The sequence below is a fragment of the Pseudoxanthomonas sangjuensis genome (genome assembly GCF_010211755.1).
In the GTDB taxonomy this organism is placed as follows: domain Bacteria; phylum Pseudomonadota; class Gammaproteobacteria; order Xanthomonadales; family Xanthomonadaceae; genus Pseudoxanthomonas_A; species Pseudoxanthomonas_A sangjuensis.
Genome location: NZ_PDWR01000001.1, coordinates 33,046 through 57,114, shown reverse-complemented (window position 1 = coordinate 57,114; position 24,069 = coordinate 33,046). Strand labels below are relative to the sequence as shown.

General features: G+C 69.0%; 23 protein-coding genes. 21 read left to right on the top strand and 2 right to left on the bottom strand.

Annotated features, from left to right (window positions below):
• The first annotated feature begins 8 nt into the window (after positions 1–8).
• The 19 genes from CSC71_RS00270 to rnhB all read left to right on the top strand — a co-directional run bounded on the left by CSC71_RS00270 (position 9) and on the right by rnhB (position 20,315).
• Positions 9–755 carry a fimbrial biogenesis chaperone gene (locus CSC71_RS00270; RefSeq protein WP_162372338.1) on the top strand — a complete coding sequence of 249 codons (747 nt, stop codon included), beginning with the start codon at positions 9–11 and terminating at the stop codon, positions 753–755.
• Positions 718–3,132, top strand: a complete 2,415-nt coding sequence (locus CSC71_RS00265; protein WP_246191899.1) for a fimbria/pilus outer membrane usher protein — start codon at positions 718–720, stop codon at positions 3,130–3,132. The genes CSC71_RS00270 and CSC71_RS00265 overlap by 38 nt, the downstream gene beginning before the upstream one ends.
• Positions 3,129–4,142, top strand: coding sequence for a Csu type fimbrial protein (locus CSC71_RS00260; RefSeq protein ID WP_162372337.1), 1,014 nt, complete (start codon positions 3,129–3,131; stop codon positions 4,140–4,142). The genes CSC71_RS00265 and CSC71_RS00260 overlap by 4 nt, the downstream gene beginning before the upstream one ends.
• Before the next feature lie 280 nt (positions 4,143–4,422).
• A complete protein-coding gene (gene rpsB / locus CSC71_RS00255) occupies positions 4,423–5,229 on the top strand; it encodes a 30S ribosomal protein S2 (protein ID WP_162372336.1) in 807 nt (268 codons plus the stop codon).
• A 123-nt stretch (positions 5,230–5,352) separates the two neighbouring features.
• Complete coding sequence (tsf, locus tag CSC71_RS00250; RefSeq protein ID WP_162372335.1) at positions 5,353–6,234, top strand: translation elongation factor Ts; 882 nt, start codon at positions 5,353–5,355, stop codon at positions 6,232–6,234.
• A 126-nt stretch (positions 6,235–6,360) separates the two neighbouring features.
• Complete coding sequence (gene pyrH / locus CSC71_RS00245) at positions 6,361–7,086, top strand: UMP kinase (RefSeq protein WP_162372334.1); 726 nt, start codon at positions 6,361–6,363, stop codon at positions 7,084–7,086.
• Between the two features lie 5 nt (positions 7,087–7,091).
• Complete coding sequence (locus tag CSC71_RS00240; protein ID WP_162372333.1) at positions 7,092–7,643, top strand: cold shock domain-containing protein; 552 nt, start codon at positions 7,092–7,094, stop codon at positions 7,641–7,643.
• A gap of 186 nt (positions 7,644–7,829) precedes the next feature.
• Entirely contained in the window at positions 7,830–8,747 is a 918-nt protein-coding gene (locus CSC71_RS00235) for a cation diffusion facilitator family transporter (protein WP_162372332.1), read from the top strand.
• A gap of 77 nt (positions 8,748–8,824) precedes the next feature.
• Positions 8,825–9,382: a ribosome recycling factor gene (gene frr, locus CSC71_RS00230; RefSeq protein ID WP_162372331.1), complete on the top strand. Its 558-nt coding sequence runs from the start codon at positions 8,825–8,827 to the stop codon at positions 9,380–9,382.
• A 16-nt stretch (positions 9,383–9,398) separates the two neighbouring features.
• Positions 9,399–10,166, top strand: a complete 768-nt coding sequence (gene uppS / locus CSC71_RS00225) for a polyprenyl diphosphate synthase (RefSeq protein WP_162372330.1) — start codon at positions 9,399–9,401, stop codon at positions 10,164–10,166.
• Entirely contained in the window at positions 10,163–11,041 is an 879-nt protein-coding gene (locus tag CSC71_RS00220; protein WP_162372329.1) for a phosphatidate cytidylyltransferase, read from the top strand. Before uppS ends, CSC71_RS00220 begins: the two co-directional genes overlap by 4 nt.
• A gap of 1 nt (position 11,042) precedes the next feature.
• Positions 11,043–12,248: a 1-deoxy-D-xylulose-5-phosphate reductoisomerase gene (gene dxr, locus CSC71_RS00215; protein ID WP_162372328.1), complete on the top strand. Its 1,206-nt coding sequence runs from the start codon at positions 11,043–11,045 to the stop codon at positions 12,246–12,248.
• Complete coding sequence (gene rseP, locus CSC71_RS00210; protein WP_162372327.1) at positions 12,245–13,615, top strand: RIP metalloprotease RseP; 1,371 nt, start codon at positions 12,245–12,247, stop codon at positions 13,613–13,615. The genes dxr and rseP overlap by 4 nt, the downstream gene beginning before the upstream one ends.
• A gap of 88 nt (positions 13,616–13,703) precedes the next feature.
• Complete coding sequence (bamA, locus tag CSC71_RS00205) at positions 13,704–16,199, top strand: outer membrane protein assembly factor BamA (RefSeq protein ID WP_162372326.1); 2,496 nt, start codon at positions 13,704–13,706, stop codon at positions 16,197–16,199.
• Positions 16,200–16,303: 104 nt separating this feature from the next.
• The gene (gene lpxD / locus CSC71_RS00200; RefSeq protein ID WP_162372325.1) at positions 16,304–17,329 is read left to right on the top strand and encodes a UDP-3-O-(3-hydroxymyristoyl)glucosamine N-acyltransferase; all 1,026 of its coding nucleotides are present in this window, start codon (positions 16,304–16,306) and stop codon (positions 17,327–17,329) included.
• Entirely contained in the window at positions 17,326–17,784 is a 459-nt protein-coding gene (gene fabZ / locus CSC71_RS00195) for a 3-hydroxyacyl-ACP dehydratase FabZ (RefSeq protein WP_162372324.1), read from the top strand. The genes lpxD and fabZ overlap by 4 nt, the downstream gene beginning before the upstream one ends.
• A gap of 1 nt (position 17,785) precedes the next feature.
• Entirely contained in the window at positions 17,786–18,574 is a 789-nt protein-coding gene (lpxA, locus tag CSC71_RS00190) for an acyl-ACP--UDP-N-acetylglucosamine O-acyltransferase (RefSeq protein WP_162372323.1), read from the top strand.
• Positions 18,571–19,740: a lipid-A-disaccharide synthase gene (lpxB, locus tag CSC71_RS00185; protein ID WP_162372322.1), complete on the top strand. Its 1,170-nt coding sequence runs from the start codon at positions 18,571–18,573 to the stop codon at positions 19,738–19,740. The genes lpxA and lpxB overlap by 4 nt, the downstream gene beginning before the upstream one ends.
• Positions 19,737–20,315: a ribonuclease HII gene (gene rnhB, locus CSC71_RS00180; protein WP_162372321.1), complete on the top strand. Its 579-nt coding sequence runs from the start codon at positions 19,737–19,739 to the stop codon at positions 20,313–20,315. The genes lpxB and rnhB overlap by 4 nt, the downstream gene beginning before the upstream one ends.
• Positions 20,316–20,425: 110 nt before the next feature.
• Here rnhB and CSC71_RS00175 read toward each other — a convergent pair whose 3' ends face one another.
• Positions 20,426–20,653 carry a hypothetical protein gene (locus CSC71_RS00175; protein ID WP_162372320.1) on the bottom strand — a complete coding sequence of 76 codons (228 nt, stop codon included), beginning with the start codon at positions 20,651–20,653 and terminating at the stop codon, positions 20,426–20,428.
• A 43-nt stretch (positions 20,654–20,696) separates the two neighbouring features.
• Entirely contained in the window at positions 20,697–22,814 is a 2,118-nt protein-coding gene (locus CSC71_RS00170) for a tetratricopeptide repeat protein (RefSeq protein ID WP_211367798.1), read from the bottom strand.
• Positions 22,815–22,973: 159 nt separating this feature from the next.
• On the opposite strand from CSC71_RS00170, the gene CSC71_RS00165 reads away from it, so the two are divergent.
• Positions 22,974–23,612, top strand: coding sequence for a YkvA family protein (locus tag CSC71_RS00165; protein ID WP_162372318.1), 639 nt, complete (start codon positions 22,974–22,976; stop codon positions 23,610–23,612).
• A 77-nt stretch (positions 23,613–23,689) separates the two neighbouring features.
• Positions 23,690–24,055 (top strand): hypothetical protein, encoded by a 366-nt coding sequence (locus CSC71_RS00160; protein ID WP_162372317.1) that lies wholly within the window; start codon positions 23,690–23,692, stop codon positions 24,053–24,055.
• Positions 24,056–24,069 lie beyond the last annotated feature (14 nt).

Genomic DNA, 24,069 nt, shown 5'->3' with positions numbered 1-24,069 from the left:
CGCTCAGCGTGCTGCCGCTTCCGCACCGCGGCCATCGTTGGCGGGTGCTGGCCGCGATCCTGCTGTGCGGGGTCGCCGCCGGCGCGGGTGCGGCCAACCTCCAGGTGACCCCGACGACCGTGACCCTGCCGGCCGACCGCCGCGCGGAAGGGCTGACGCTGCGCAACAGCGGGACGTCGCCCCTGCATGCCCAGGTCCGGGTGTTCCGCTGGTTCCAGTCCGACGGCGAGGACCGGCTGGAACCCGCCACCGACGTGGCCGTCAGTCCGCCGATGCTGGAACTGCCGCCCGCGGCCGAACAACTGGTCCGCATCGTGCGGCTCGGCCCGCCACCGGCGACGGAGGAAGCCAGTTATCGCCTGATCGTCGACGAACTGCCGCTGGAACAGGATGCCGGGACGAAACAGCGGGGCCTGCGCCTGGTGCTGCGCTATTCGATCCCGGTTTTCCTGGCCCCGCAGGACGGGCCGGTTCCCGCGCCGGTCCTGCGCGCCCGCCTGTTCGAAGACGCGCAGCAGCAGCACTTCCTGGAAATCGAGAACGTGGGCGACGGGCACGCGCAGATCGCCGACCTGGGCTACGCCAACACCAGTGGCGCCAGGCGCGAAATCGCCGCCGGCCTGTCCGGCTACGTGTTGCCGGGCCAGCGCCGGCGCTGGCCGTTGCCCGCAGACCTGGGCACGGCCCCTGACGGATCCTTCAGGGCGAGGATCAACGGTGAAGCGGACGAGCGCGTGCTGGAACTGGACCGTTAGCGCCGTGATGCTGGCGTTGATGGTGCCGGATGCCTACGGCCAAACCGGCCCGAGCAACCCGCCCGGCATCGATCCCCGCGATCTTCCGGGCATCGGCGTTTCCGGCCCGGGCGATCCGTCCCCGGCATCCCGTTCGGCGATGCCGCTGTATCTGGAAGTGATCCTGAACCGGACGCGATTGCCCGAACCGGTGGCGTTCGAACAGCGCGACGACCGCCTGTTCGCCGCGGCCGCCGTACTGCGCGGCCTTGGCTTGCGCGCGCCCGGCCATGCCGACGATGAACCGGTGGCGCTGGATACGCTGCCGGGAGTACGGATCCGCTACGAAGCCGCGGCGCAGCGGGTCGTCATCGACGCGCCGCTGTCCGGACTCGACCTCGCCACGACGTCGCTCGGCCCGGCGGAAACCGCAGCGCCGACGGTCACCGACAGCGCGCCGGGGATGCTGCTCAACTACGACCTTTACGCCAGCGACAGCGACGGCAGCCGCAGCGTGGCCGCGACATCGGAGCTGCGCGTATTCGGGCTGGGCCGCGGCGTGCTGAGCAATACCGCGGTCGCACGCGGTTATCGCCTCGCCGGTGGCCGGCGCCACGAGTCGGTCAGGCTGGACACGCGCTGGGAGCTGTCGTTCCCGAAGCAGGCGCTGACCCTGACCCTGGGCGACACTTACACTGGCTTCCTCGACTGGACCCGGCCGCTGCGGATCGGCGGCGTCCAGATCGGCCGCAACTACGCGTTGCAGCCGTACCGGATCACCACGCCGCTGCCGGAGTTCCTTGGCGAAGCGACGGTCCCGTCCGAAGTGGAGCTGTACGTCAACGGCGTCCGCCAGCACGACGGCAACGCGCCGGCCGGGCCGTTCCGGCTGAGCACGGTCCCGGGCCTGACCGGCGCCGGCACCGCCCGGATGGTGGTGACCGATGCCTTCGGCCAGGTGCGCACGCTCGACTTCCCGTTCTATTCCACCCAGCGCCTGCTGGCGCACGGCCTGTCCGACTGGTCGATCGGCCTGGGCGTGGTGCGCGAGGACTACGGCATCCGCTCGTTCGCCTATGCGAACGAGCCGGTGGCCAGCGCCACGCTGCGCTACGGCGTCGGCGACCGCTTCACCATCGAAGGCCATGCCGAGGGCGGCGACGGCCTGGCCAGCGCCGGCATCGGCGGGGTGTGGCTGCTGGGCATGGCCGGCGTGCTGGACCTGTCGCATGCGCGCAGCAGCGTGGACGGCAGCCACGGCTCGCAGACCGGCGTGGGCTATGGCTGGAACAACCAGCGCTTCAACTTCTCCGTCGAGAGCCGCCGCACGCACGGCGACTATCGCGACCTCGCTTCGCTATACGGCTCGCGCCCGCCGTCGCGCAGCGAGCGCGCGGTGGCCGGCATCAACTTCGCCACGCTGGGCGGCCTGAGCCTGAGCTACGTGCGCCTGGACAGCGCCGATCCGGACATCGCCCCGGCGCGCCTTGCCGGCCTGTACTGGAACCGCAGCTTCGCCGGCGGATGGTCGGCCAGCCTTTCGGTCAATCGCAATATCGACGACGCGGACGACTACAGCGCGTACCTGGGCGTTGCGATACCGCTGGGTCGCGAGCGCCAGCTCGGCCTGTCCTGGCAGCGCGACCGGGACCGCGACGACGCCGTGCTGGACCTGGTGCAGCCGGTGCCCGGCGACGGCGGCTTCGGCTGGCGCCTGCAGGGACGCGGCGGGGACGATGGCGACGGCGGCCTGGCCGAGGTCGGCTGGCTCGGCCAGCACGCGCGCCTGGGCGCCGGTGCGATGCGCTGGAACGGCTTCGATTACACCTATGCCCAGGCCAGCGGCAGCCTGGTGTGGATGGGCGGCAGCGCCTTCGCCGCGCGCAGCATCCAGGATGCGTTCGCGGTGGTCTCCACCGACGGCATGCCGGGCATCCCGGTGATGCTGGAAAACCGCATGATCGGCCGCACCGGCGCGAACGGCAAATTGCTGGTCACCCCGCTGAATGCGTGGCAACGCAACAAGCTGTCGATCGACCCGATGGACTTGCCCGCCAACGTCCGTGTGGCCACCGTGGACCGCATCGTCACGCCCAGCGATCGCGCCGGGGTCGGCGTGGCTTTCGAACTGGCTCCGGTGCGCGCCGCGGTGCTGGTGTTGCGCGATGCGCAGGGTTGGCCCCTGCCGCTGGGCAGCCGGGTACGCCTGAACGATTCTCCTGCCGAGGCCGTCATCGGCCACGACGGCGAGACCTACCTGGAAGGATTGCGGGCGCACAACCTGATCCGGGCCGAACTTCCCGGCACGGCCTGCGTGGCCGCGTTCGATTACCCCGAAACCATGGCCGACGGCATTGCCCGCATCGGCCCGCTGACCTGCACGGAAACAGCGCCATGACCGGACATCGCAGCTTCGCCGGGATCGCTTTGTTGCTGGCGCTGCTGTGTTGGCCTGCACAGCGCGCGCAAGCTGCCACCACCTGCACGGCCAGTGCCGGCAACCTGGCTTTCGGCTCGGTCAATGGTGCCGCAAACGCCGATACCACCGCCGGCATCACCATCACCTGCAACACCACCGGCTTGCTCGTCCTGGCCCAAGTACGGGTACGCATGTGCCTGAACATCGGTGATGGCGTGAATGGCGGTGGTCAATTCGCGCCACGACGCATGACCAACAGCTTCAGTGATGCCCTGCAGTTCCAGATCTATCGCGATGCCGCCCGCTCGCAGGTCTGGGGTACCGTCAACAACGGCACGACACCTCTGCTGATCGACCTGGAATACAGCGCACCGGTGCTTGGCGGGAGTGGCAACGCCAGCGCGACCATGTATGGGCGGGTCCCGATGCAGGCCGGGCTGGCGGCGGGCAGCTACAGCAACCCCTTCACCGGCAATCACACCTTGCTGCAGTACCGCTACAGCGAAACCCTGATCGGCACACCCCAGTATCCGACCTCCTGCACCAGCGGCGGTACTGGCGGCAGCACGACCCCCTTCCCCTTCACCGCCAGCGCCACGGTTCCCAACAACTGCAGCATCGCCAGCGCCGACAACCTGGAATTCGGCAGCGTGGCCGGCACCATCGGCACCGATCGCGACCAGACTTCCACCCTCTCCTTCACCTGCACCGGGCGCACCGCCTGGAACGTGGGCCTGGACAACGGCCAGAACGCCAGCGGCAACACCCGCCGCATGCGCCTGGGTGCCAGCAGCAACTACGTGACTTACGAGCTGTACCGCGACGCCGCCCGTACCCAGCGCTGGGGCACGACCCTCGGCACCGACACCGTTGCCGGCACCGGTTCCGGCAGCGCCCAGTCGCTGACCGTGCACGGCCGCGTCCCCGCCACCCAGGCCGTGCCCGCCGGCCTGTACCGCGACGTGGTCACGGTGACCGTGACCTACTAGCCCGCGGCCGGCATGTTTGCGCGCAACCCGTTGTTCCGCCTATAATTCGCCGGCTTTGCCGGGCCCTGCCCGCTTGGCGCGTCGACGCCGGACGTCACCGGCGAATCCACACCTGCCGCCACAGCCCGTGCCGGGGTGCCTGAAGATTTGCTTGCAAATCAACGGGTTCGGACACGGAAGCGACAGGGAGGCCCAACCCCGGAACCCCTCGTCCACCGCGCCCGCGGCGGCGAACCGCTCACTCTCACGCGGCGGGTTCCCCCATCAGGAGTTACAAGCAATGCCCCAGATCACCATGCGCCAGATGCTGGAAGCCGGCGTGCACTTCGGCCACCAGACCCGCTACTGGAACCCCAAGATGGCTCCGTACATCTTCGGCGCCCGCGGCAAGATCCACATCATCAACCTCGAGAAGACCGTTCCGCTGTTCAACGACGCGATGAACTTCATCTCGGGCGTCGCGCAGAAGCGCGGCACCATCCTGTTCATCGGCACCAAGCGCAGCGCGCGCGACGCGATCAAGGAAGAAGCCGAGCGCTGCGGCATGCCGTACATGACCCAGCGCTGGCTGGGCGGCACCCTGACCAACTTCGCCACCGTGAAGAAGTCGGTCGCCCGCCTGAAGGAACTGGAAGCCGCCGAGACCGACGGCACCTTCGACAAGCTGGTCAAGCACGAAGTGCTGGGCCTGCGCCGCGAGCGCGACAAGCTGCTGGCCTCGCTGGGCGGCATCAAGGACATGAATCGCCTGCCCGACGCGCTGTTCGTCATCGACATCGGCCACGAGGACATCGCGATCAAGGAAGCCAAGAAGCTGGGCATCCCGGTCGTGGCGGTGGTCGACTCGAACTACGACCCGGCCCTGGTCGACTACGCGATCCCGGGCAACGACGACGCCATCCGCGCCGTGCAGCTGTACGCCCGCGCCGCCGCCGACGCCGTGCTGGAAGGCAAGGCCGCCGCCCCGAACGCCGCTTCGGTGCGTGAAGAGGACTTCGCCGAGGCCGCCGAAGGCGACGCCAAGCCGGCCCGCCGCCCGGCCCGCAAGTCGGCCCCGAAGAAGGCCGACGAAGCCGCCGCCGAGTAATCGCGGCGTAACGCGGCCGCGCGACGATGCGCGGCCGCTTCCCCGCGGCGGCTCCGCCGCGGAACGCATACCCGCGGCGGGTCCCGGACCCGCCGGACTTTTTCTATTCCCGAGGTTCAAGCAATGGCTGAAATCACCGCTTCCCTGGTCAAGGAACTGCGCGAGCGCACCGGCGCCGGCATGATGGAGTGCAAGAAGGCGCTCGTCGAAAGCAACGGCGACATCGACGCCGCGGCCGAGGCGCTGCGCAAGTCGGGCCTGGCCAAGGCCGACAAGAAGGCCGGCCGCGTCGCCGCCGAAGGCCGCGTTGCCGTGGCCCAGGCCGGCGGCAACGCCGTGCTGGTCGAGGTCAACTCCGAGACCGACTTCGTCGCCAACGACGCCAACTTCAAGGGCTTCGTCGACGCCGTCGCCGCCGCCGCGCTGGCTTCCAGCGCCGCCGACATCGATGCGCTGAAGGACGCGAAGCTGGCTTCCGGCGAAAGCGTCGAGGAAGCGCGCGCCACCGCCGTGCAGAAGCTGGGCGAGAACATCCAGCTGCGCCGCCTGGCGTGGGTGAAGAGCAACGACAACGTCGGCGCCTACGTCCACACCAACGGCAAGATCGGCGTGCTGGTGCAACTGGCCGGCGGCAGCGCCGAGCTGGCCAGCGGCATCGCCATGCACGTGGCGGCGATGAACCCGCCGTACAACAAGGCCGCCGACGTGCCGGCCGATTTCGTGGCGAAGGAAAAGGAGATCGAGCTGGCGAAGATGAGCGAGAAGGACAAGGCCAAGCCGGCCGAGATCCTCGAGAAGATCATCAGCGGCAAGATCAACAAGATCGTCAACGAAGTCACCCTGTACGGCCAGCCGTACGTGCTGAACAGCGACCAGACCGTCGAGCAGGCGGTGAAGGCCGCCGGCGCCGACGTGGTCGGCTTCCAGCGCCTGGTCGTCGGCGAAGGCATCGAGAAGGTGGTCGAGGACTACGCCGCCGAAGTCGCGAAGGCGATGCAGGTCTGATCCGTCCGTTCCATCATCGGATCGACGAAAAAGCCGCGGGAAACCGCGGCTTTTTTCATGGGCGCTGACGGAATCCCGCCCCTCGGCTAGAATCCCCGGCGTTTGCCAGCCCCCGCCGAGACCCCCATGACCGAGCCCCTCGCCTATCGCCGCATCCTGCTCAAACTGTCCGGCGAGGCGCTGATGGGCAACGAGGACTACGGCATAGACCCGGTGGTGCTGGGCCGCATCGCCAAGGAAGTCATCGAGGCGCACGAAGCGGGCGCCGAGGTCGCGCTGGTGATCGGCGGCGGCAACATCTTCCGCGGCGCCGGGCTGGCCGCCAACGGCATGGACCGGGTCACCGGCGACCAGATGGGCATGCTGGCGACGGTGATCAACGCGCTGGCGATGCAGGACGCGCTGGAGAAGCTCGGCGCGAAGGTCCGGGTGATGAGCGCGCTGAAGATCAACGACGTGTGCGAGGACTACATCCGCCGCCGCGCGGTGCGCCACCTGGAGAAGGGCCGCATCGCGATCTTCGCCGCCGGCACTGGCAATCCGTTCTTCACCACCGACTCGGGCGCGGCGCTGCGCGCGATCGAGATCAACGCCGACCTGCTGCTGAAGGCGACCAAGGTGGACGGCGTGTACGACAAGGACCCGCGCAAGTTCAAGGACGCGGTGAAGTACGACAGGCTGACCTACGACGAGGTGATCACCCGCGACCTGCAGGTGATGGACACCGCGGCGTTCGCACTGTGCCGCGACAGCGACCTGCCGCTGCGGATCTATGATCTTTCGGTGCCGGGGAATCTGATGCGGATCCTGCGCGGGGAGAATGTCGGTACGCTGGTGAAGGGTCGCGGCTGATCCCCATGTCGACGCGAACCCACGGCACGTTGTCCAGATGGAATGACGACCGCGGGTTCGGCTTCATCACGCCGGCCGCCGACTCCGACGAAATCTTCGTCCATGTTTCCGCATTCCCCCGCGATGGCGTTCGGCCTCGCGTCGGCGAGCTCGTGTCCTACGAAGTGGAAGAAGGCAACAACGGGAAGCCACGCGCCGTTCGCGTGATGCGACCTGGCGGCCAACGCGCAGCACGCACTCCGCAACGTCGCAATTTGCCGGAGACCGGCAGCGGCTTCGCCGGCAGAATCGTGGCCCTGCTGGCAATTGGCACGATCGGCGCGGTGGGCTACAAGGCGTACACCGCCCGCCAGGCCGCAACCCGGTTCGCGGCCCCGGAGCCATCCGCCTCGGCCGCGCCACCTGCAGCAGGCAACAAATTCCAATGCGACGGCCGCGAATACTGCTCGCAAATGACTTCATACGAAGAGGCAGTGTTCTTCATCCGTCATTGTCCGAACACCAAAATGGACGGCGATAGCGACGGCAACCCCTGCGAATCGCAATTCGGCCGATAACGCCGCAGCCCGGGCACAACGAAGCGCACCCCGGGGTTTCGCCACGTGGTGGAGGCAGTCGCGATCTGGCTGGAAGCCCCGGCCATAAAACCCCGTGCTTCGCGGTCGCGCCCTTGCCGGGCGCTCCTGCAAGGGGCTTTTCCCGCTGTGATAGTGTCCGCCGATCTCCGTCGACACCCTAGCCGCATGGCCCATTCGCACCACGGCGACCACCACCACGACCACGGCTCGACGCGCGCCTTCGCCGCAGCGGTGCTGCTCAACCTCGCCTACACCGCGCTCGAAGCCGGCTACGGCTTCTTCACCAACTCGCTGGCCCTGCTCTCCGACGCCCTGCACAACCTCGGCGACGTGCTCGGCCTCGGCCTGGCCTGGGGTGCCGCGGCGCTGGCGAAGCGCGCGCCGACCGAACGCCACACCTACGGCTGGCGCCGCGCCACCCTGCTCTCGCCGCTGGCCAACGCCCTGCTGCTGATCGGCTTCTCCGGCGCATTGCTATGGGAAGCGATCCGCCGCTTCGGCGATCCGCCCAGCATTCCCGCGATGCCGGTGATCGTCGTTGCCACGATCGGCATCGCCGTCAACCTGCTCGCCGCATGGATGCTGCACGGCGGCCACGCGCACGACCTCAACAGGCGCGGCGCCTTCCTGCACCTGCTCGCCGACGCCGCCGTCTCGCTGGCCGCGGTGCTCGCCGGCATCGGCATGCTCGCCTTCGGCTGGTGGTGGCTGGACCCGTTGACCGGCCTGCTGGTCGGACTGGTCATCGCCGTCGGCACCTGGGGCCTGCTGCGCGACAGCTTCGATGCGACGATGGATGCGGTGCCGTCCGGCATCGACCAGTCCGAAGTCGCCGCCTTCCTCGCCCGCCAGCCCGGCGTGGCCGCCGTGCACCACCTGCACATCTGGCCGTTGGGCGCAGGGCAGATCGCGTTGACCGCGCACCTCGTGCGTCCGGACGACGGCGGCCACGACCGCTTCATCGACGATACCGCGCACGCGCTGGACCACGCCTTCGGCATCGGCCATGCCACCCTGCAGATCGAGCGCGGCGGCGGTTGCGGCCACGACCAGCATCATGCCGCGCCGCACCATGAGCATTGAACAGGGCACGACCGGGCCCTGAATTGGCGGGCATCGCCTATAATCCGGCGATTAAGCCACAGGGCACGTAACCGTCCATGATCAACGAAATCAAGAAAGACGCGCAGACGCGCATGGCCAAGAGCATCGAGGCCCTGCGCCACACGCTGATCAAGGTCCGCACCGGCCGCGCTTCGACCGCGCTGGTCGAACACCTGAAGGTCAGCTACTACGGCTCGGACATGCCGCTGAGCCAGGTCGCCAGCGTGGTCGTCGCCGATGCCCGTTCGCTGACCATCACCCCGTGGGAAAAGAACATGGTCGGCCCGGTCGAGAAGGCGATCCTCGCCTCCGACCTCGGCCTGACCCCGAACACCGCCGGCACCACCATCCGCCTCAACCTGCCGGCGCTGACCGAAGAGCGCCGCAAGGAACTGAGCAAGGTCGTGCACGGCGAAGGCGAGGACACCAAGGTCGCCATCCGCAACATCCGCCGCGACGCCAACCAGCAGATCAAGGACCTGCTGAAGGACAAGACGATCACCGAGGACGACGTGCGCCGCGCCGAGGAAGAAATCCAGAAGCTCACCGACAAGTCGATCAAGGACGTCGACGACGTGGTGAAGGCCAAGGAACAGGAATTGATGGCGGTCTGACGCGGCCGGGCACCCAATGGCAGCCGCCCCTCCCGCAAGCATCCCGCGCCACCTCGCCGTCATCATGGACGGCAACGGCCGCTGGGCCGAGCGCCGCAAGCGCCCGCGCGCCATCGGCCACCGCGCCGGCGCGCGCGCGGTCAACGTGTGCATCGACTTCTGCCTCGACAAGGGCATCGGGGCGTTGACCCTGTTCGCGTTCTCCAGCGAGAACTGGGGCCGCCCGGAAGAAGAAGTCGGCGCGCTGATGAAGCTGTTCCTCAACGCGCTGGAACGCGAGGTCGACGAATTGCACCGCCGCGGCGTGCGGGTGCGCTTCATCGGCAACCGCGAGCGCTTCGCCGCGCCGATCCGCGAACGCATGGACAACGCCGAGGCGCTGACCGCGGGCAATACGCGCCTGCACCTGAGCATCGCCGCCAGCTCCGGCGGCCGCCAGGACATCGCCCGCGCCGCGCGCGCGCTGGCTGCCGATGTCGCCGCCGGCAGGCTGCGCGCCGACGACATCGACGAAGCAGCGGTGGCGGCGAAGATGGCGCTGGCCGACCTGCCCGCGCCGGACCTGTTCATCCGCACCGGCGGCGACCACCGCATCAGCAACTTCCTGTTGTGGCAGTTGGCCTACACCGAACTGTGGTTCACCGAAACGCTGTGGCCGGACCTGGATGCCGCGCTGCTGCAGGAAGCCCTCGACGACTTCGCCGGGCGCGAACGCCGCTTCGGCCTGACCGGCGCGCAAATCGCAAAAGGCCCGCAACAATCCACGGAGAGCACCGCCGCATGACCCGTACCCGCGTGCTCGCCGCGCTGGCGATGGCGCCGATCGCCATCGCCGCGATCCTGTTCCTGCCCACGCCGTGGCTGGTGGCGCTGGCCGCGCTCGTGTTCCTGGTCGGCCTGTGGGAGTGGTTCAAGCTGGCCGAAGTCGACGACACCCTGCACCGCACGGTGCTGCTGGCAGCCAACGTCGCATTGATGGTCGCCATCGTCTGGGCCTCGCGCGCAGCGGCCGGCTACAGCTTCGTGCTGTTCCAGCTGGTGGCGCTGCTCGGCGTGGCCTGGTGGCTGGCCGCGCTGCTGTGGCTGCGCCGTTTCGACTTCGCCTCCGACCACGAAACCTGGGCGCGCGCGTTCAAGCTGGGCGCCGGCGTGCTGGCCGTCGTGCCGGCGTGGTGCGCGCTGGCGCTGATCCATGCGCAGGACACCGAACCGACCCACTGGCCCATCGTCAGGCAGGGCCACGTCTGGCTGCTGACCGCGCTGGCCATCGTCTGGGCCGCCGACAGCGGCGCGTACTTCGCCGGCATCAACTGGGGCGGCAAGTGGTTCGGCGGCCGCAAGCTGGCGCCGCGGATCAGTCCGAACAAGACCCTCGAGGGCCTGCTCGGCGGCCTGGTCGCCGGCGTCGCGGTCGGCGTGCTGCTGGCCATCCTCGCCGGCCTGGCGCCGGCGCAGGTCCCGGCGATGCTGCTGCTGGCCGCGGTCACCGTGCTGTTCTCGGTGGCCGGCGACCTGTTCGAAAGCCTGCTCAAGCGCCACGTCGGCGCCAAGGACTCCGGCCACCTGATCCCCGGCCATGGCGGCGTCCTCGACCGCATCGACGGCGTGCTGGCCGCTTTGCCGGTGTTCGCCATCGGCAAGGACCTGCTCGGATTGTGAGATGACGGCGGTATCGGCCAATGCCAGCGGCCTGCGCGAAGTCGCGGTACTCGGCGCCCCCGGTTCGATCGGCGCATCGGCGCTGGACGTGATCGCGCGCCACCCGGGGCGCCTGCGCGCCAGCGTGCTGGCCGCCGGCAGCAACGTCGACGCGCTGCTCGCGCTGTGCGCCGCGCACCGTCCCGCGCATGCGGTGATTTCCGACGAAAACCGGTTCGTCGCGTTGCGCGACGGCCTGCGCGCGGCCGGCCTCGACACGCAGGCGCACGCCGGCGGCCGGGCGCTGGACGAACTGGTTTCCGGCGACGCCTGCGAGAGCGTGGTCGCCGCGATCGTTGGCGCGGCAGGCCTGTCCTCCACGCTGGCCGCCGCGCGCGCCGGCAAGCGCCTGCTGCTGGCCAACAAGGAATCGCTGGTACTGGCCGGCGAGCTGCTGGTCGCCGCGGCGCACGCGGCGAACGCCGAAATCGTGCCGGTCGACAGCGAGCACAACGCGGTCTTCCAGTGCCTGCGTTCACGCCAGACTCAGGGCGACGTGCGGCGGATCGTGCTGACCGCCTCCGGCGGCCCGTTCCGCGGGCGCAAGCGCGACGCGCTGGCCGACATCACCCCGGCGCAGGCGGTGGCGCACCCGAAATGGTCGATGGGGCCGAAGATCTCGGTCGACTCGGCGACGCTGATGAACAAGGGCCTCGAGGTGATCGAGGCCCACCACCTGTTCGGCCTGCCCGGCAGGCAGATCGACGTGCTGGTGCACCCGCAGAGCCTGGTGCACGCGCTGGTCGAATTCATCGACGGTTCCACGCTGGCGCAACTGGGCCTGCCGGACATGCGCACCGCGCTGGCGGTGGGCCTGGGCTGGCCGGAGCGCATCGAATCGGGCGTGGCCGGGCTCGACCTGCTCGCGCAGGGGAAACTGGAATTCGAACCGCCCGACCTCGAAGCCTTCCCCTGCCTGCGCCTCGCCCGGCAGGCGATGGACGCCGGCGGCACCGCGCCGGCCGTGCTCAACGCCGCCAATGAAGAGGCCGTTTCAGCCTTTCTTCAGGGCCGGATCGGTTTCCTAGCCATTCCCGCGCTGGTCGAGGACGCCCTCGCCGCGCTGCCCGCAACGCCTGCGATCTCGCTGGACGCGCTGCTGGCGGCCGATGCGCAGGCCCGCAGCTTCGCCCACCAACGCATCGCAAGTCCGGCACTACACGCATGAGCGAGATCGCAGGCTCAATCTGGTGGATGATCGTGGCGCTCGGCGTGCTGGTGACCTTCCACGAATTCGGCCACTTCGCGGTGGCGCGCCTGTTCGGGGTAAGGGTGCTGCGCTTCTCGGTGGGTTTCGGCAAGCCGCTGTGGTCGCGGACGGATCGCCACGGCACCGAATTCGCGGTCGCCGCGATCCCGCTGGGCGGCTACGTGAAAATGCTTGACGAAGGCACGCTCGACGGGAGCGCGGGCGACGAACCGGTTCCGGCCGACCAGCTGGAGCAGAGCTTCAACCGCAAACCGGTGCTGCAGCGGATGGCGATCGTCGCCGCCGGCCCCGTTGCCAACCTGGTCCTCTGCGTGGCCTTCCTGTGGGCGATGCTGGTGGTCGGCAAGCAGGACTGGTCGGCCACGCTCGGCCACGTCCAGGGCATCGCCGCGCAGGCCGGCTTCGCGCGCGGCGACCGCATCGTCGGGGTCGGCGAGCGCGAAGTCGCCACCTGGGGCGACGCAGCGCTGGCGCTGACCACCGCGGCGATCGACCGCGAGGACATGCGGGTGCGGGTCGAGGACGCGCTGGGCAACAAGCGCACGCGGGTCCTGCCGCTGTCGCGGCTGCCGCGGGATTTCGACCAGGCGAACGTGGCCGCGCTGGCCGGGCTCGCGTGGAATTTCGAAATCCCCGCGGCGACCATCGGCCAGGTCAATCCCGGCCCCGCGCAGGGCGTGCTCGAAGCCGGCGACGTGGTCACCGCCCTCGATGGCCGCCCCGTGCACAACTGGACCGACTTCACCGACGCCATCGCCGCACTGGCCAAGCGCGGCGGCGATGGCATGATCGAAGTGGACCGCCAGGGCGAGCGCCTCGCCTTCCCGATCCGGCCCGCGCAGCTGACCGCGCCGGATGGCAGGCGCTACACCGGCATCGGCGTCGCGCCGAAGATGGAACAGCCGGCCTACGATGCCGTGCAGCGGCTCGGGCCGTTGGCCGCGGTACCCGCCGCGTTCCGCGAAGCCGGCCGGATGACCGCCGATTCGCTGGGCATGATCCGGCGCATGCTGACCGGCCAGGCCTCGGCGAAGAACCTGTCCGGCCCGATCAGCATCGCCCGCGCCGCGAACGCCACGGCCAAGCGCGGCGCGGGCTGGTTCTTCTGGTTCCTTGCCGCCGTCTCGTTGAGCCTGGCCATCGTCAACCTGTTGCCGATCCCGGTTTTGGACGGCGGACACCTGCTGTATTACCTTATCGAATTGGTCAAAGGCAGTCCGTTGAGCGAACGCAGCATGGTCGCCGGGCAGTACGTGGGCCTGGCCATGCTCGCCGGCCTGATGGGGCTGGCGTTCTACAACGACATATTCCGTTCCGCCTGGTGAGCCGATGACCTTGAACTTTCCGCCTTTCCTGGCCTCCAAGCCGGCTCACGGCCTGCCCAACGACACCCTTTCCCCACCGGATTCGAAGATGACGCGACTTCCCACCCGCCGCCTGCTCGCCCTTGCCCTGGCTTCGGCCATCACGGCACCGGCCTGGGCCCAGACGACGGACACCGCGCCCGTCGCGCTTCCGGCGAGCAGCGACGCGGCATTCACGGTTGCCGACATCCGCATCGACGGCCTGCAGCGCATTTCCGCCGGCACCGTGCTGACCTACCTGCCGATCGAGCGCGGCGACACCGTCACCAGCGCGCGCGTCGGCGAAGCGATCCGCGCCCTGTACAAGACCGGCTTCTTCGAAGACATCCGCCTGGACCGCCAGGGCGACATCCTGGTCGTGACCGTGGCCGAGCGCCCGGCGGTCAACAAGCTGACCCTCACCGGCAACAAGGACATCAAGACCGAGGACCTGATGAAGGGCCTCAAGGACATCGGCCTGGCCGAGGGCGAAACCTTCGACCGCCTCGCCCTGGACCGCGTGACCCAGGAACTGGTGCGCCAGTACAACAACCGCGGCAAGTACAACGTCGAGATCACCCCGACGGTTTCGCCGCTGGACCGCAACCGCGTCGACGTGACCATCAACGTCAAGGAAGGCAAGGCGGCGAAGATCCGCCACGTCAACCTGGTCGGCACCGAGAAGTTCAACAACGAGGACATCCTCGCCGGCTGGGAATCGAAGGAGCACAACTGGCTGTCGTGGTACCGGCGCGACTCGCAGTATTCGAAGGAAAAGCTGTCCGGCGACTTCGAAAAGCTCAACGCCTGGTACCTCGACCGCGGCTACGTCGATTTCAACCTCGATTCCACCCAGGTGTCGATCAGCCCGGACAAGCGCGACATGTTCATCACCGCCGGCATCAGCGAGGGCGAGCAGTACCGGGTCTCCGACGTGCAGGTCAGCGGCGATACCGTGCTGCCGGAGGAGAACATCCGGCGCATGCTGCTGGTCAGGAAAGGCCAGATCTTCTCGCGGCGCATGCTCGAGTACACCTCCGACGGCATCACCAACACCCTGGCCAACATCGGCTACGCCTTCGCCCGGGTCAACCCGATCCCGGACATCGATCGCGAGAAGCGCACCGTCGGCATCAACTTCCAGATCGTCCCCGGCCCGCGCGTCAACGTGCGCCGGATCGTGTTCAAGGGCAACAGCCGCACCTCCGACGAGGTGCTGCGCCGCGAGATGCGCCAGTTCGAGGACAGCTGGTATTCGCAGGCGGCGATCGACCGCTCCAAGATTCGCCTGCAGCGGCTGGGCTACTTCGAGGAAGTCGACGTCGAGACCCAGCCGGTGCCGGGCACCACCGACCTGGTCGACGTCGTGTACAACGTCAAGGAAACCACGTCCGGCAGCTTCGTGTTCGGCCTGGGCTATTCGCAGCTGTCCGGCATGACCACGTCGATCCAGCTGTCGCAGAACAACTTCCTCGGCACCGGCAACCGCGTCTCGGTCGAGGCGCAGCGCAGCGACTACCTGCAGCGCTATTCGTTCTCGTACGTGAACCCGTTCTTCACCGACGAGGGCATGTCGCTGGGCTACAACCTGTGGTGGCGCGAGTTCGACTACTCGAACTACAACACCGCGCAGTACTCGACCACCAGCGCCGCGGCGCAAGGCATCCTCGGCCTGCCGATCAGCGAGAGCGACTCGGTCTCGCTGCTGTTCGGCATCGACTTCAACCAGATCTACACCTACGCCGGCTACACCCCGCAGAAAATCATCGACTACGTCGATGCCGTCGGCCAGCGCACCTTCCATGCCTGGCGCATGGAGGCCGGCTGGGCGCGCGACACCCGCAACGACTACTTCATGCCGACCCGCGGCACCTACCAGCGGATCTCGGCCGAGCTCACCCTGCCCGGCTCCACCGCCCAGTACTACAAGCTCAACTACGAGTTCTCCAAGTACTGGCCGCTGAGCCCGTCGCTGGTGCTGAACACCCGCGCCGAGATCGGTTACGGCGACAGCTACGGCAACGACGTCAGCCGCAACATCTGCTTCACCCCCGGCTCCTGGCAGGATACCGACGGCGACGAAGACACCCCGGACGTGTGGGTGCCGGGCCCGGCCCCGAGCGACCCGTGCGAGACCACGTCGGGCGACTACGTGAAGACGGTGACCGCGTCCGGCCTGCCGTTCTTCGAGAACTTCTACGCCGGCGGCACCCGCTCGGTGCGCGGCTTCCGCGACAACACCCTGGGCCCGCGCTCGACGCCGATCGCCGGCTACACCTACGGCCAGGTGCTGGGCGGCTCGCTGAAGACCACCGGCGCGCTGGAAATGTTCTTCCCGAAGCTGTTCGACTCCAACGCCGCGCGCATCTCCGCGTTCGTCGACTTCGGCAACGTCTACGACGGCATCGACAACTTCGACGCCGGACAGCTGCGCGCGTCGGCCGGCGTGGCCCTGCTGTGGCGCGCCCCGGTCGGCCCGATCTCGATCAGCTACGCCATGCCGCTCCGCAAGGAAGACAACGACGAGATCGAACGCCTGCAATTCACCTTCGGCGGCGCGTTCTAGGCGCCTCCATACCGTCGCGAATGCGGGGCCCGGCCACGTCCGGGCCCCGTTTTTTTTCGCCGGCCGCAAGCGGACCGGTGGACCAGCACGTAAACTAGCGCGCCATGAACGCCCCGTCCTTCACTGTCCGCGAACTCGCCGAACGCTTCGGCCTGGGCATGCGCGGGGACGTCGGCACGCGGGTGCGCGGCGTCGCCACCCTCGCCGGCGCCGGCGAGGGCCAGCTCGCCTTCCTGGCCAACTCGCGCTACCGCGGCCAGCTGGCCGACAGCGGCGCCTCGGTGGTGGTGGTGCGCGAGGAGGATGCCGGGGCCGCGCCGCGCGCCGCGCTGGTCGCGCGCGACCCCTATTCCGCGTTCGCCAAGATCGCTGCGCTGTTCGAGAAGCAGCCCGCGCGCGCCCCGGGCATCCACCCGAGCGCCGCCATCGATCCCTCCGCGACGGTTTCGCCGGGCGCGCACATCGGCCCCTTCGTCAGCATCGGCGCGAATTCGACCGTCGGCGACGGCTGCGTGGTCGGCCCGGGCTGCGTGATCGGCGACGATTGCGAAGTCGGCGCCGGCAGCGAGCTGATCGCGCGGGTCACCCTGGTGACCCGCGTGCGCCTGGGCAAGCGCGTGCGCGTGTTCCCGGGCGCGGTGCTCGGCGCCGCCGGCTTCGGCCTGGCGATGGAAGCCGGCAAGTGGCTCAACGTGCCGCAGCTGGGCGGCGTCGTGGTCGGCGACGATTGCGAGATCGGCGCCAACACCTGCATCGACCGCGGCGCGCTGGAAGACACCGTGCTGGAGGAAGACGTGCGCCTCGACAACCTGATCCAGATCGGCCACAACGTCCGCATCGGCGCGCACACCGCGATGGCCGGTTGCTCGGCGGCGGCCGGCAGCGCGAAGATCGGCCGCTATTGCCTGATCGGCGGCGGCGCGGGCGTGCTCGGCCACCTCGAGGTCTGCGACAAGGTGACGATCGACGCGATGTCGCTGGTGACCAGTTCGATCCGCGAGCCCGGCGTGTACGCGTCCGGCACGCCGCTCGACGACAGCCGCAACTGGCGCAAGAACGCGGCCCGCTTCAAGCAACTGGATTCGATGGCGCGACAGCTCGCCGAGCTGCGCAAGAAGGAGGAGAAGTGAACCAAGCCCTGCAATTGCCGGTGGACGCGGCGACGATCCGCAAGCTGCTGCCGCACCGCTATCCGTTCCTGCTGGTCGACCGCGTGGTCGAACTGGAACCGAACAAGCGCGTGCTTGCCTACAAGAACGTGACCCAGAACGAGCCGTTCTTCACCGGCCACTTCCCCGAGCACCCGATCATGCCCGGCGTGCTGGTGGTCGAGGCGCTGGCGCAGGCCGGCGGCATGCTGATCCAGCTCTCGCACGATGGCCAGACCGCGGGCCGCATGTTCTACCTGGTCAAGATCGACAACGCGCGCTTCAGCCGCATGGTGGTGCCGGGCGACCGGCTCGACCTGGAAGTCACCCTGAAGCGCCTGATCCGCAACATGGCGCTGTATTCCGGCGTCGCCAGCGTCAACGGCGAAACCGTCGCCAGCGCCGACATCCTCTGCGCCGAAGACACGAGCTGCTGACGTGGCCGCCGCCGACATCCATCCGACCGCCGTCGTCGACCCGTCCGCGAAGCTGGGCGCGGGCGTCCGCATCGGCGCGTTCACCGTGATCGGGCCGGAAGTGGTGATCGGCGACGGCACCGCCATCGGCCCGCACTGCAGCGTGCACGGCCCGACCACGATCGGCCGCGACAACCGCATCGTCGGCCACGCCGCGATCGGCGGCGACCCGCAGGACAAGAAGTTCGACGGCGAACGCGTCGAACTGCGCATCGGCGACCGCAACCTGATCCGCGAATTCGTCACCATCAACCGCGGCACCGGCTTCGGCGGCGGCATCACCACGGTCGGCGACGACAACTGGTTCCTCGCCTACACCCACGTCGCCCACGACTGCCACGTCGGCAACCGTTGCGTGTTCTCGAACAACTCGACGCTGGCCGGCCACGTCACCGTCGGCGACTGGGTGATCATGAGCGGCTTCGCCGGCGTGCACCAGTTCTGCCGGGTCGGCGCCCACGCCTTCCTCGGCATGGGCGTGCTGGTCAGCGCCGACGTGCCGCCGTTCACGATGGTCGCAGGCGACGAGCAGGGCCGCCCGCGCGGCATCAACGGCGAAGGCCTCAAGCGCCGCGGCTTCGACGCCGGGCGCATCGCCGCGATCAAGCGCGCCTACCGCACCCTGTACGTCGCCGGCCTGCCGCTGGCCGAAGCCAGGCAGCAACTGGCCGAGCAGGCGAAGGACAGCGAAGACGTGCGCTTCCTGCTCGACTTCATCGAGAGCGGCGAGAGGCCGCTGTTGCGCGGATGACGGCCGCTTCCACCATGCGCGTTGCGCTGGTGGCCGGCGAAGCCTCCGGCGACGCGCTCGGCGCCGGGCTGGTCGCCGAACTGCGCCAGCGGTTCTCCGATGCCGGCTTCGATGATGTACGGTTCGCCGGCATCGGCGGCGACGCGATGCGCGCGGCCGGCTGCGATACGTGGTTCGATGCGGGCGAGCTCGCGGTGATGGGCCTGGCCGAGGTGCTGCGCCACCTGCCGCGCCTGCTGAAGTTGCGCCGCGAATTCCGCGAACGCGTCCTGGCGTGGCGGCCCGACGTCTTCGTCGGCATCGACGCGCCCGATTTCAACCTCGGGGTCGAGCGCTGGCTCAAGCGGCGCGGCGTGCGCACCGTGCACTACGTCAGTCCGTCGGTTTGGGCGTGGCGCGAGCAGCGCGCGGAAAAGATCGGCCACAGCGCCGACCGCGTGCTGTGCCTGTTCCCGATGGAGCCGCCGATCTACGCCAGGCACGGTGTCGACGCGCGCTTCGTCGGCCACCCGATGGCCGACCAGATCCCGCTGCAACCGGATCGCGACGCGGCGCGGCGCCGGCTCGGCCTGCCCGTCGACGCCACCGTGCTCGCGGTCCTGCCGGGCTCGCGCCTGGGCGAGATCCAGCGCCTCGCCGGCCCTTTCCTGCAGGCGGCGGAACTCGTCGCCGGCGCGGTGCCGGACCTGCATGTCGTGGTTCCCGCGGCGAACGCGGCATGCCGGCAGGCGATCGCGTCGCGCCTCGCCGGCTTCGCCTTGCCCGATGCGCGCCTGCTCGACGGCCAGGCCCGCGATTGCATGCTCGCCGCCGACGCGACCCTGCTCGCCTCCGGCACCGCCGCGCTGGAGGCGATGCTGTGCAAGCAGCCGATGGTGGTCGGCTACAAGATCGCGCCGGCCACCTACCGCATCGTCAAGGCACTGGGCCTGCTCAAGGTCGACCGCTACGCGCTGCCGAACGTGCTGGCAGGCGAGGACCTCGCGCCGGAACTGATGCAGGACGACTGCACGCCGGAAAAACTTTCCGCCGCGGTGCTGCACTGGCTGCGCGATCCGCAGGCAGTGGCCGCGCTGCTGCCGCGTTACCGGGAACTGCACCTGCAATTGAAGCAGGACGCCTCGGCGCGCGCCGCCGACGCGGTGGCGGAACTGGTGCTGCGATGACCGGGCTCCTGCTGGTCGCCGGCGTCGACGAGGCCGGGCGCGGCCCATTGGCCGGCCCCGTCGCGGCCGCCGCGGTGATCCTCGACCCCGCGCGCCCGATCGACGGGCTCAACGACTCGAAGAAGCTCAGCGGGGCGAAGCGCGAAGCGCTGTATCCGCTGATCGTCGAACGCGCGCTGGCCTGGCACGTCGAATTCGTCGGTGCGGACGAAATCGACCGCCTCAACATCCTGCAGGCGACGCTGGCCGGCATGCGCCGCGCGGTGCTGGCGCTGCAGCCGGCGGCCGCGTTCGCGCGCATCGACGGCAACCGGGTCCCCGACGACCTGCCCTGCCCGGCCGAGGCGCTGGTCGGCGGCGATGCGCGGGAACCGGCGATCATGGCCGCGTCGATCCTGGCCAAGGTCGCGCGCGACCGGCTGATGCGCCAACTGCACGCGCAATGGCCGCAATACGGCTTCGACCGGCACATGGGCTACCCCACGCCGGAGCACCTGGCCGCGTTGCGCACGCACGGCCCCTGCCCGCAGCACCGGCGCAGCTTCGCGCCGGTGCAGAAGAGCCTGCCCCTGTAGGAGCGACACCCCGCCTCGCAGGCACTCAAGTAGAACGGGCACCCGGTGCCCATACCCCCCAGGTGTCTCAGCCGCAGGTGGATACTTACGCGCTCACCCTACTCACCAGGCTAGGGTGATGGCGGCGGCGGTACCATCACCTGCAGCATCAATATCCGCGCCTCCGTGCCGGGACAACAATCGAGGTTGACCGCAAACACGCCCCGGACGCCATCCTCTACTGGTGTCGCCAACCGAGCGTAATCGTGGTCGACTGCAATCTGTACGGCGATGGATTCCCCGCCTTCCAGGGTGACCACGACGGTTGTGCTTCCATCCGGATTGTTCGTCATGCTCATCTTCGTTCTCCTCGACACCGCGCCGGGATGGCGCAGAAAAGAGTCAGTCGCGCCGCACGCCAGCCGAGTTCGCCAGGCCAGCGCGCTGCAGCGCCTTGTCACCGGCAATGCGCGCTTCCGGTATCCCGGCAGCACGCGCGCGCTGCAATCGCAGACGCGCCTGCGGGATGTCGCCGATTACAGCGAAGGTCCCGGCGTTGCGCAGTGCCACTTCGTCCTGCCCGACCGGCAATGCCTCTGCACGTCTGATCGACTCGCGCGCCCCGGCCGCGTCTCCCAGATTCGCGCGATACCAAGCCAGCAGGCTGTAGGCCATGGCGTCGTCTGACTTGTGCGCCAGGAACGACTCGGCCATGCCGGCAGCCTTGGAATAAGCATCGCGTGCTTGCGCCGCGCCATCAGGCAGTTCAGCCAGCGCATCCGCCAAGTTGCCCCATAACTCGAAATTATCCGAATCCAACGCGATCGACTTGCGATGCAGATCGGCGGCCTCTCGATAATTGCCCTCTTCGTATTTCAGCAGCCCCAAGTTGCCAATGACGTGCTCCAGTGGCTCTATCGACATCGACTTCTCGAACGCGTGAATCGCGTCAGCGTTGCGCCCGGACGCCATCAGCATGCCCCCGTATGTACTCCACAGGCGCGCATTGCCGGGATCCAGATCAACCGCCTTGGCAAGCGAGGTGATTCCCTCCTGCACCGCACCGGCCTGGTACTGCATATACCCCAGCCTGCCTAAAATCAGCGGATTGCCTGGGCTGAGTTCCAGCGCCTGCGTAAACAGGCGCATCGCCAATTCCGGATTGCCGGTGGATGCATGCGCTTTCGCTTCGCCAACCAATGCGTTTGCCTTTTCCGACGCATCGTTTTCCGCGGCGCGATAATGCATCAGTGCCTTTTGGGTTTCCCCAGTCGCCGCGTACAAGTCGCCCAACGCTAATTGCACAGCACCGATTCTCGGATCCATCTGCCTTGCACGATCACAAGCCTGCGTGGCCCTATTCAGCGCATCAACGCTGCGCGCGGCGATGAACTGCCAGATATGCCCCCGGCAAATACCCGCCTGGGCCCGCGCGAATTTGGCATCTTGCGCCAATGCATTATTGAAACTGGCGATAGCTTCGCCTTCGGCAACTTCGCTCCTGGGTTTCATCAATTGCCACATGCCCAGCAGGTACGCATCGAACGCCGCGAAATTACGCGTTGGCGTCAGCCGCTTGCGCAGGCCCTCGCCCGCGTCCGGCAACACCCCGACCAAAGTCGTCGCCACTTCGCTGGCGATCTCGCTCTGGGTATCGAAGATCGCCGCCGCGTCGCGCTCGTAGGTGCGGCTCCACAACGTGACCCCGTTGCCGGTGTCGGACAGCCGCGCGCTGATGCGGAAGCGCTGGCCCTCGCGGCGCACGGTGGCGTCGAGCACCGTGGCCACGCCGAGCTTGCGGCCCAGCGCCTGCATGTCCAGCTTGCGATCGATGGCCTCCGGCGGCAGCCACGCGGCGACCTTGATCCCGCGCACGCCGGCCAGCGCGCTGTGCATTTCCGTGGCCAGGCCTTCGGCGAAATAGTCGTCGCGGCGGTCGTCGCTGAGCGTGGTGAACGGCAGCACCGCGATCGACGGCGAGACCGCGAGCGCCGGCGCACCGCGATGCTGCCGGGCACCCCAGGCCAAGGCCAGCGCCAGCAGCAGCGCTGCGAGCAGCCACAACCCGGCTTGGTAACGCGGCTCCAAACGGCGTTCGGTGCCGGCATGCGGCATCGGCCGGTAGGGTTCGCCTTCAACGGATGCGTCGGGCGCGGATTCCGCCGGCACCGCCTCCGGTTCCTCCTCCAGCGTGCCGACGAAGCGGTAGCCCAGCGCGTGCTGGGTCTGGATGTAGCGCGGGTGCAGGGCGTTGTCGTTGAGTGCGGTGCGCAGCTGGGCGATGGCCCGGGTCAGCACGCCGGGGGTGACGTGGCGGTGGCCCCAGACCGCGTCGAGCAGGCGGTCGCGGTCGATCAACTCGCCGGGGGGGCGCAGCAGTTCCAGCAACACCGCGAAGGCCTTCGGTTCGACCTGCTGGATGCCGCCGTCGCGGACCAGCGTGTGGGCAGCCGCGTCCACCACGACACCGTCGAAACGGTACCGTTCCGCCCCCTGCCGAACCTCCGCCCCACTGGCCATCGCCGGAGCCCTTTTCGGCAAACCTCATGGAAACCTCACGAACCAGCGCGAAGCCGGATCGAAGGCTCGCCCGAGCCTCATGACGTTCCCCGCGCCCGGTCCGAATCTGGCCATGCGCCGGAAGACCGGTGCCCAACCCAACCAAACCGGAGAACCGTCATGTACGCAAACGCAGAAAATACCGCGCCCCTGCCATCCAGCCTGGCCAGCCGTCCGTTCCAGGTCCCGGGGCGTCGCCGCCAGGTCGGCCCCTTCCGCCTGGGCTCGCTGGAACTGGAGCGCTTCAACCACCTGCTGGCCAGCCTGGGCCACGAACAGCCGCTGGAGCCGGACCAGATCGCCACCGCCGCCCGCGAACTTAGCCCGGCCGGACAAGCGGTCCCCGACTGCATCGCGCAGCGCCTGCGGCAGGCCGCGTCGCTGGAGCAGATGCTGGCCGACCCGGCCTGGGACCCGGCCAACGACGCGCTGCAACCGGCGCACTCGGTGCTGGACTATCTGCACCGCGACGACGGCCTGATCCCGGGCTGGATCCCCGGCGTCGGCCACCTGGACGACGCCATCGTGGTCGAAGCGGCGTGGCCGCGGCTGTCGGCCGAGGTCACCTGCTACCTGGACTTCCGCCGCCTGCGCGGGATCGAGGCGCAACTGCGCGGCGTCGCCCCCGGTTCCTTCCGCTTTGGCCGCACCGAATGGCTGCAATGCCGCGAGACCGAAGCGCGCCTGCGCGAACAGCGGCGGCGGGTGTTCCGCGGCAGCTACGCCCCGGCCGAGCCGCCGATGGTCCGCGTGCATTGATGCGCCGCGACCCGCCGACCCGCCGCCACGGACGGCGGCAGGCCGGCGCCGTCCCCCCCCCCTGCCGGAGAAAGCCGATGCCTGCCTCCTTCATGGTGTCCCTCGCGGCCACGGGCGGCGAAGACGATCGCCTGCGCCTGGTCCGCCTGCTGCTCGGCGACCGCGCCTGGCGCTGCCCGCAGGCGGTGCGCTGGCAGCTGTTGCGCGTCCTGGCCGGCACGCCCGGCCCCGACGAAGCCGCGTGGATGACGCTGGCCGAGGAAACCGCGCATTACCTCGACTTCCTGCGCATGGCCAAGCTGGAAGCGCAGTTGCGCGGCTGCCCGCGCCAAGCCCTGCGCTTCACCCGCGAAGATTGGGAGCGTGCGAAGGCATCCGGCACGGTGAGCGCCTGCATCGGCGAATTCCATTGCCACCGGCCACGAAGGGCCTCGTCACGCTGAGCGGCAGCCGTCGC

Coding starts and splice junctions, on each gene's coding strand:
- CSC71_RS00165 (WP_162372318.1), top strand. CDS start 22,974: ATGTACGCAAACGCAGAAAATACCGCGCCCCTGCCATCCAGCCTGGCC.
- uppS (WP_162372330.1), top strand. CDS start 9,399: ATGGCAGCCGCCCCTCCCGCAAGCATCCCGCGCCACCTCGCCGTCATC.
- tsf (WP_162372335.1), top strand. CDS start 5,353: ATGGCTGAAATCACCGCTTCCCTGGTCAAGGAACTGCGCGAGCGCACC.
- CSC71_RS00220 (WP_162372329.1), top strand. CDS start 10,163: ATGACCCGTACCCGCGTGCTCGCCGCGCTGGCGATGGCGCCGATCGCC.
- CSC71_RS00260 (WP_162372337.1), top strand. CDS start 3,129: ATGACCGGACATCGCAGCTTCGCCGGGATCGCTTTGTTGCTGGCGCTG.
- rpsB (WP_162372336.1), top strand. CDS start 4,423: ATGCCCCAGATCACCATGCGCCAGATGCTGGAAGCCGGCGTGCACTTC.
- pyrH (WP_162372334.1), top strand. CDS start 6,361: ATGACCGAGCCCCTCGCCTATCGCCGCATCCTGCTCAAACTGTCCGGC.
- rnhB (WP_162372321.1), top strand. CDS start 19,737: ATGACCGGGCTCCTGCTGGTCGCCGGCGTCGACGAGGCCGGGCGCGGC.
- lpxB (WP_162372322.1), top strand. CDS start 18,571: ATGACGGCCGCTTCCACCATGCGCGTTGCGCTGGTGGCCGGCGAAGCC.
- lpxD (WP_162372325.1), top strand. CDS start 16,304: ATGAACGCCCCGTCCTTCACTGTCCGCGAACTCGCCGAACGCTTCGGC.
- CSC71_RS00240 (WP_162372333.1), top strand. CDS start 7,092: ATGTCGACGCGAACCCACGGCACGTTGTCCAGATGGAATGACGACCGC.
- frr (WP_162372331.1), top strand. CDS start 8,825: ATGATCAACGAAATCAAGAAAGACGCGCAGACGCGCATGGCCAAGAGC.
- bamA (WP_162372326.1), top strand. CDS start 13,704: ATGACGCGACTTCCCACCCGCCGCCTGCTCGCCCTTGCCCTGGCTTCG.
- CSC71_RS00160 (WP_162372317.1), top strand. CDS start 23,690: ATGCCTGCCTCCTTCATGGTGTCCCTCGCGGCCACGGGCGGCGAAGAC.
- dxr (WP_162372328.1), top strand. CDS start 11,043: ATGACGGCGGTATCGGCCAATGCCAGCGGCCTGCGCGAAGTCGCGGTA.
- CSC71_RS00235 (WP_162372332.1), top strand. CDS start 7,830: ATGGCCCATTCGCACCACGGCGACCACCACCACGACCACGGCTCGACG.
- CSC71_RS00175 (WP_162372320.1), bottom strand. CDS start 20,653: ATGAGCATGACGAACAATCCGGATGGAAGCACAACCGTCGTGGTCACC.
- CSC71_RS00170 (WP_211367798.1), bottom strand. CDS start 22,814: ATGGCCAGTGGGGCGGAGGTTCGGCAGGGGGCGGAACGGTACCGTTTC.
- rseP (WP_162372327.1), top strand. CDS start 12,245: ATGAGCGAGATCGCAGGCTCAATCTGGTGGATGATCGTGGCGCTCGGC.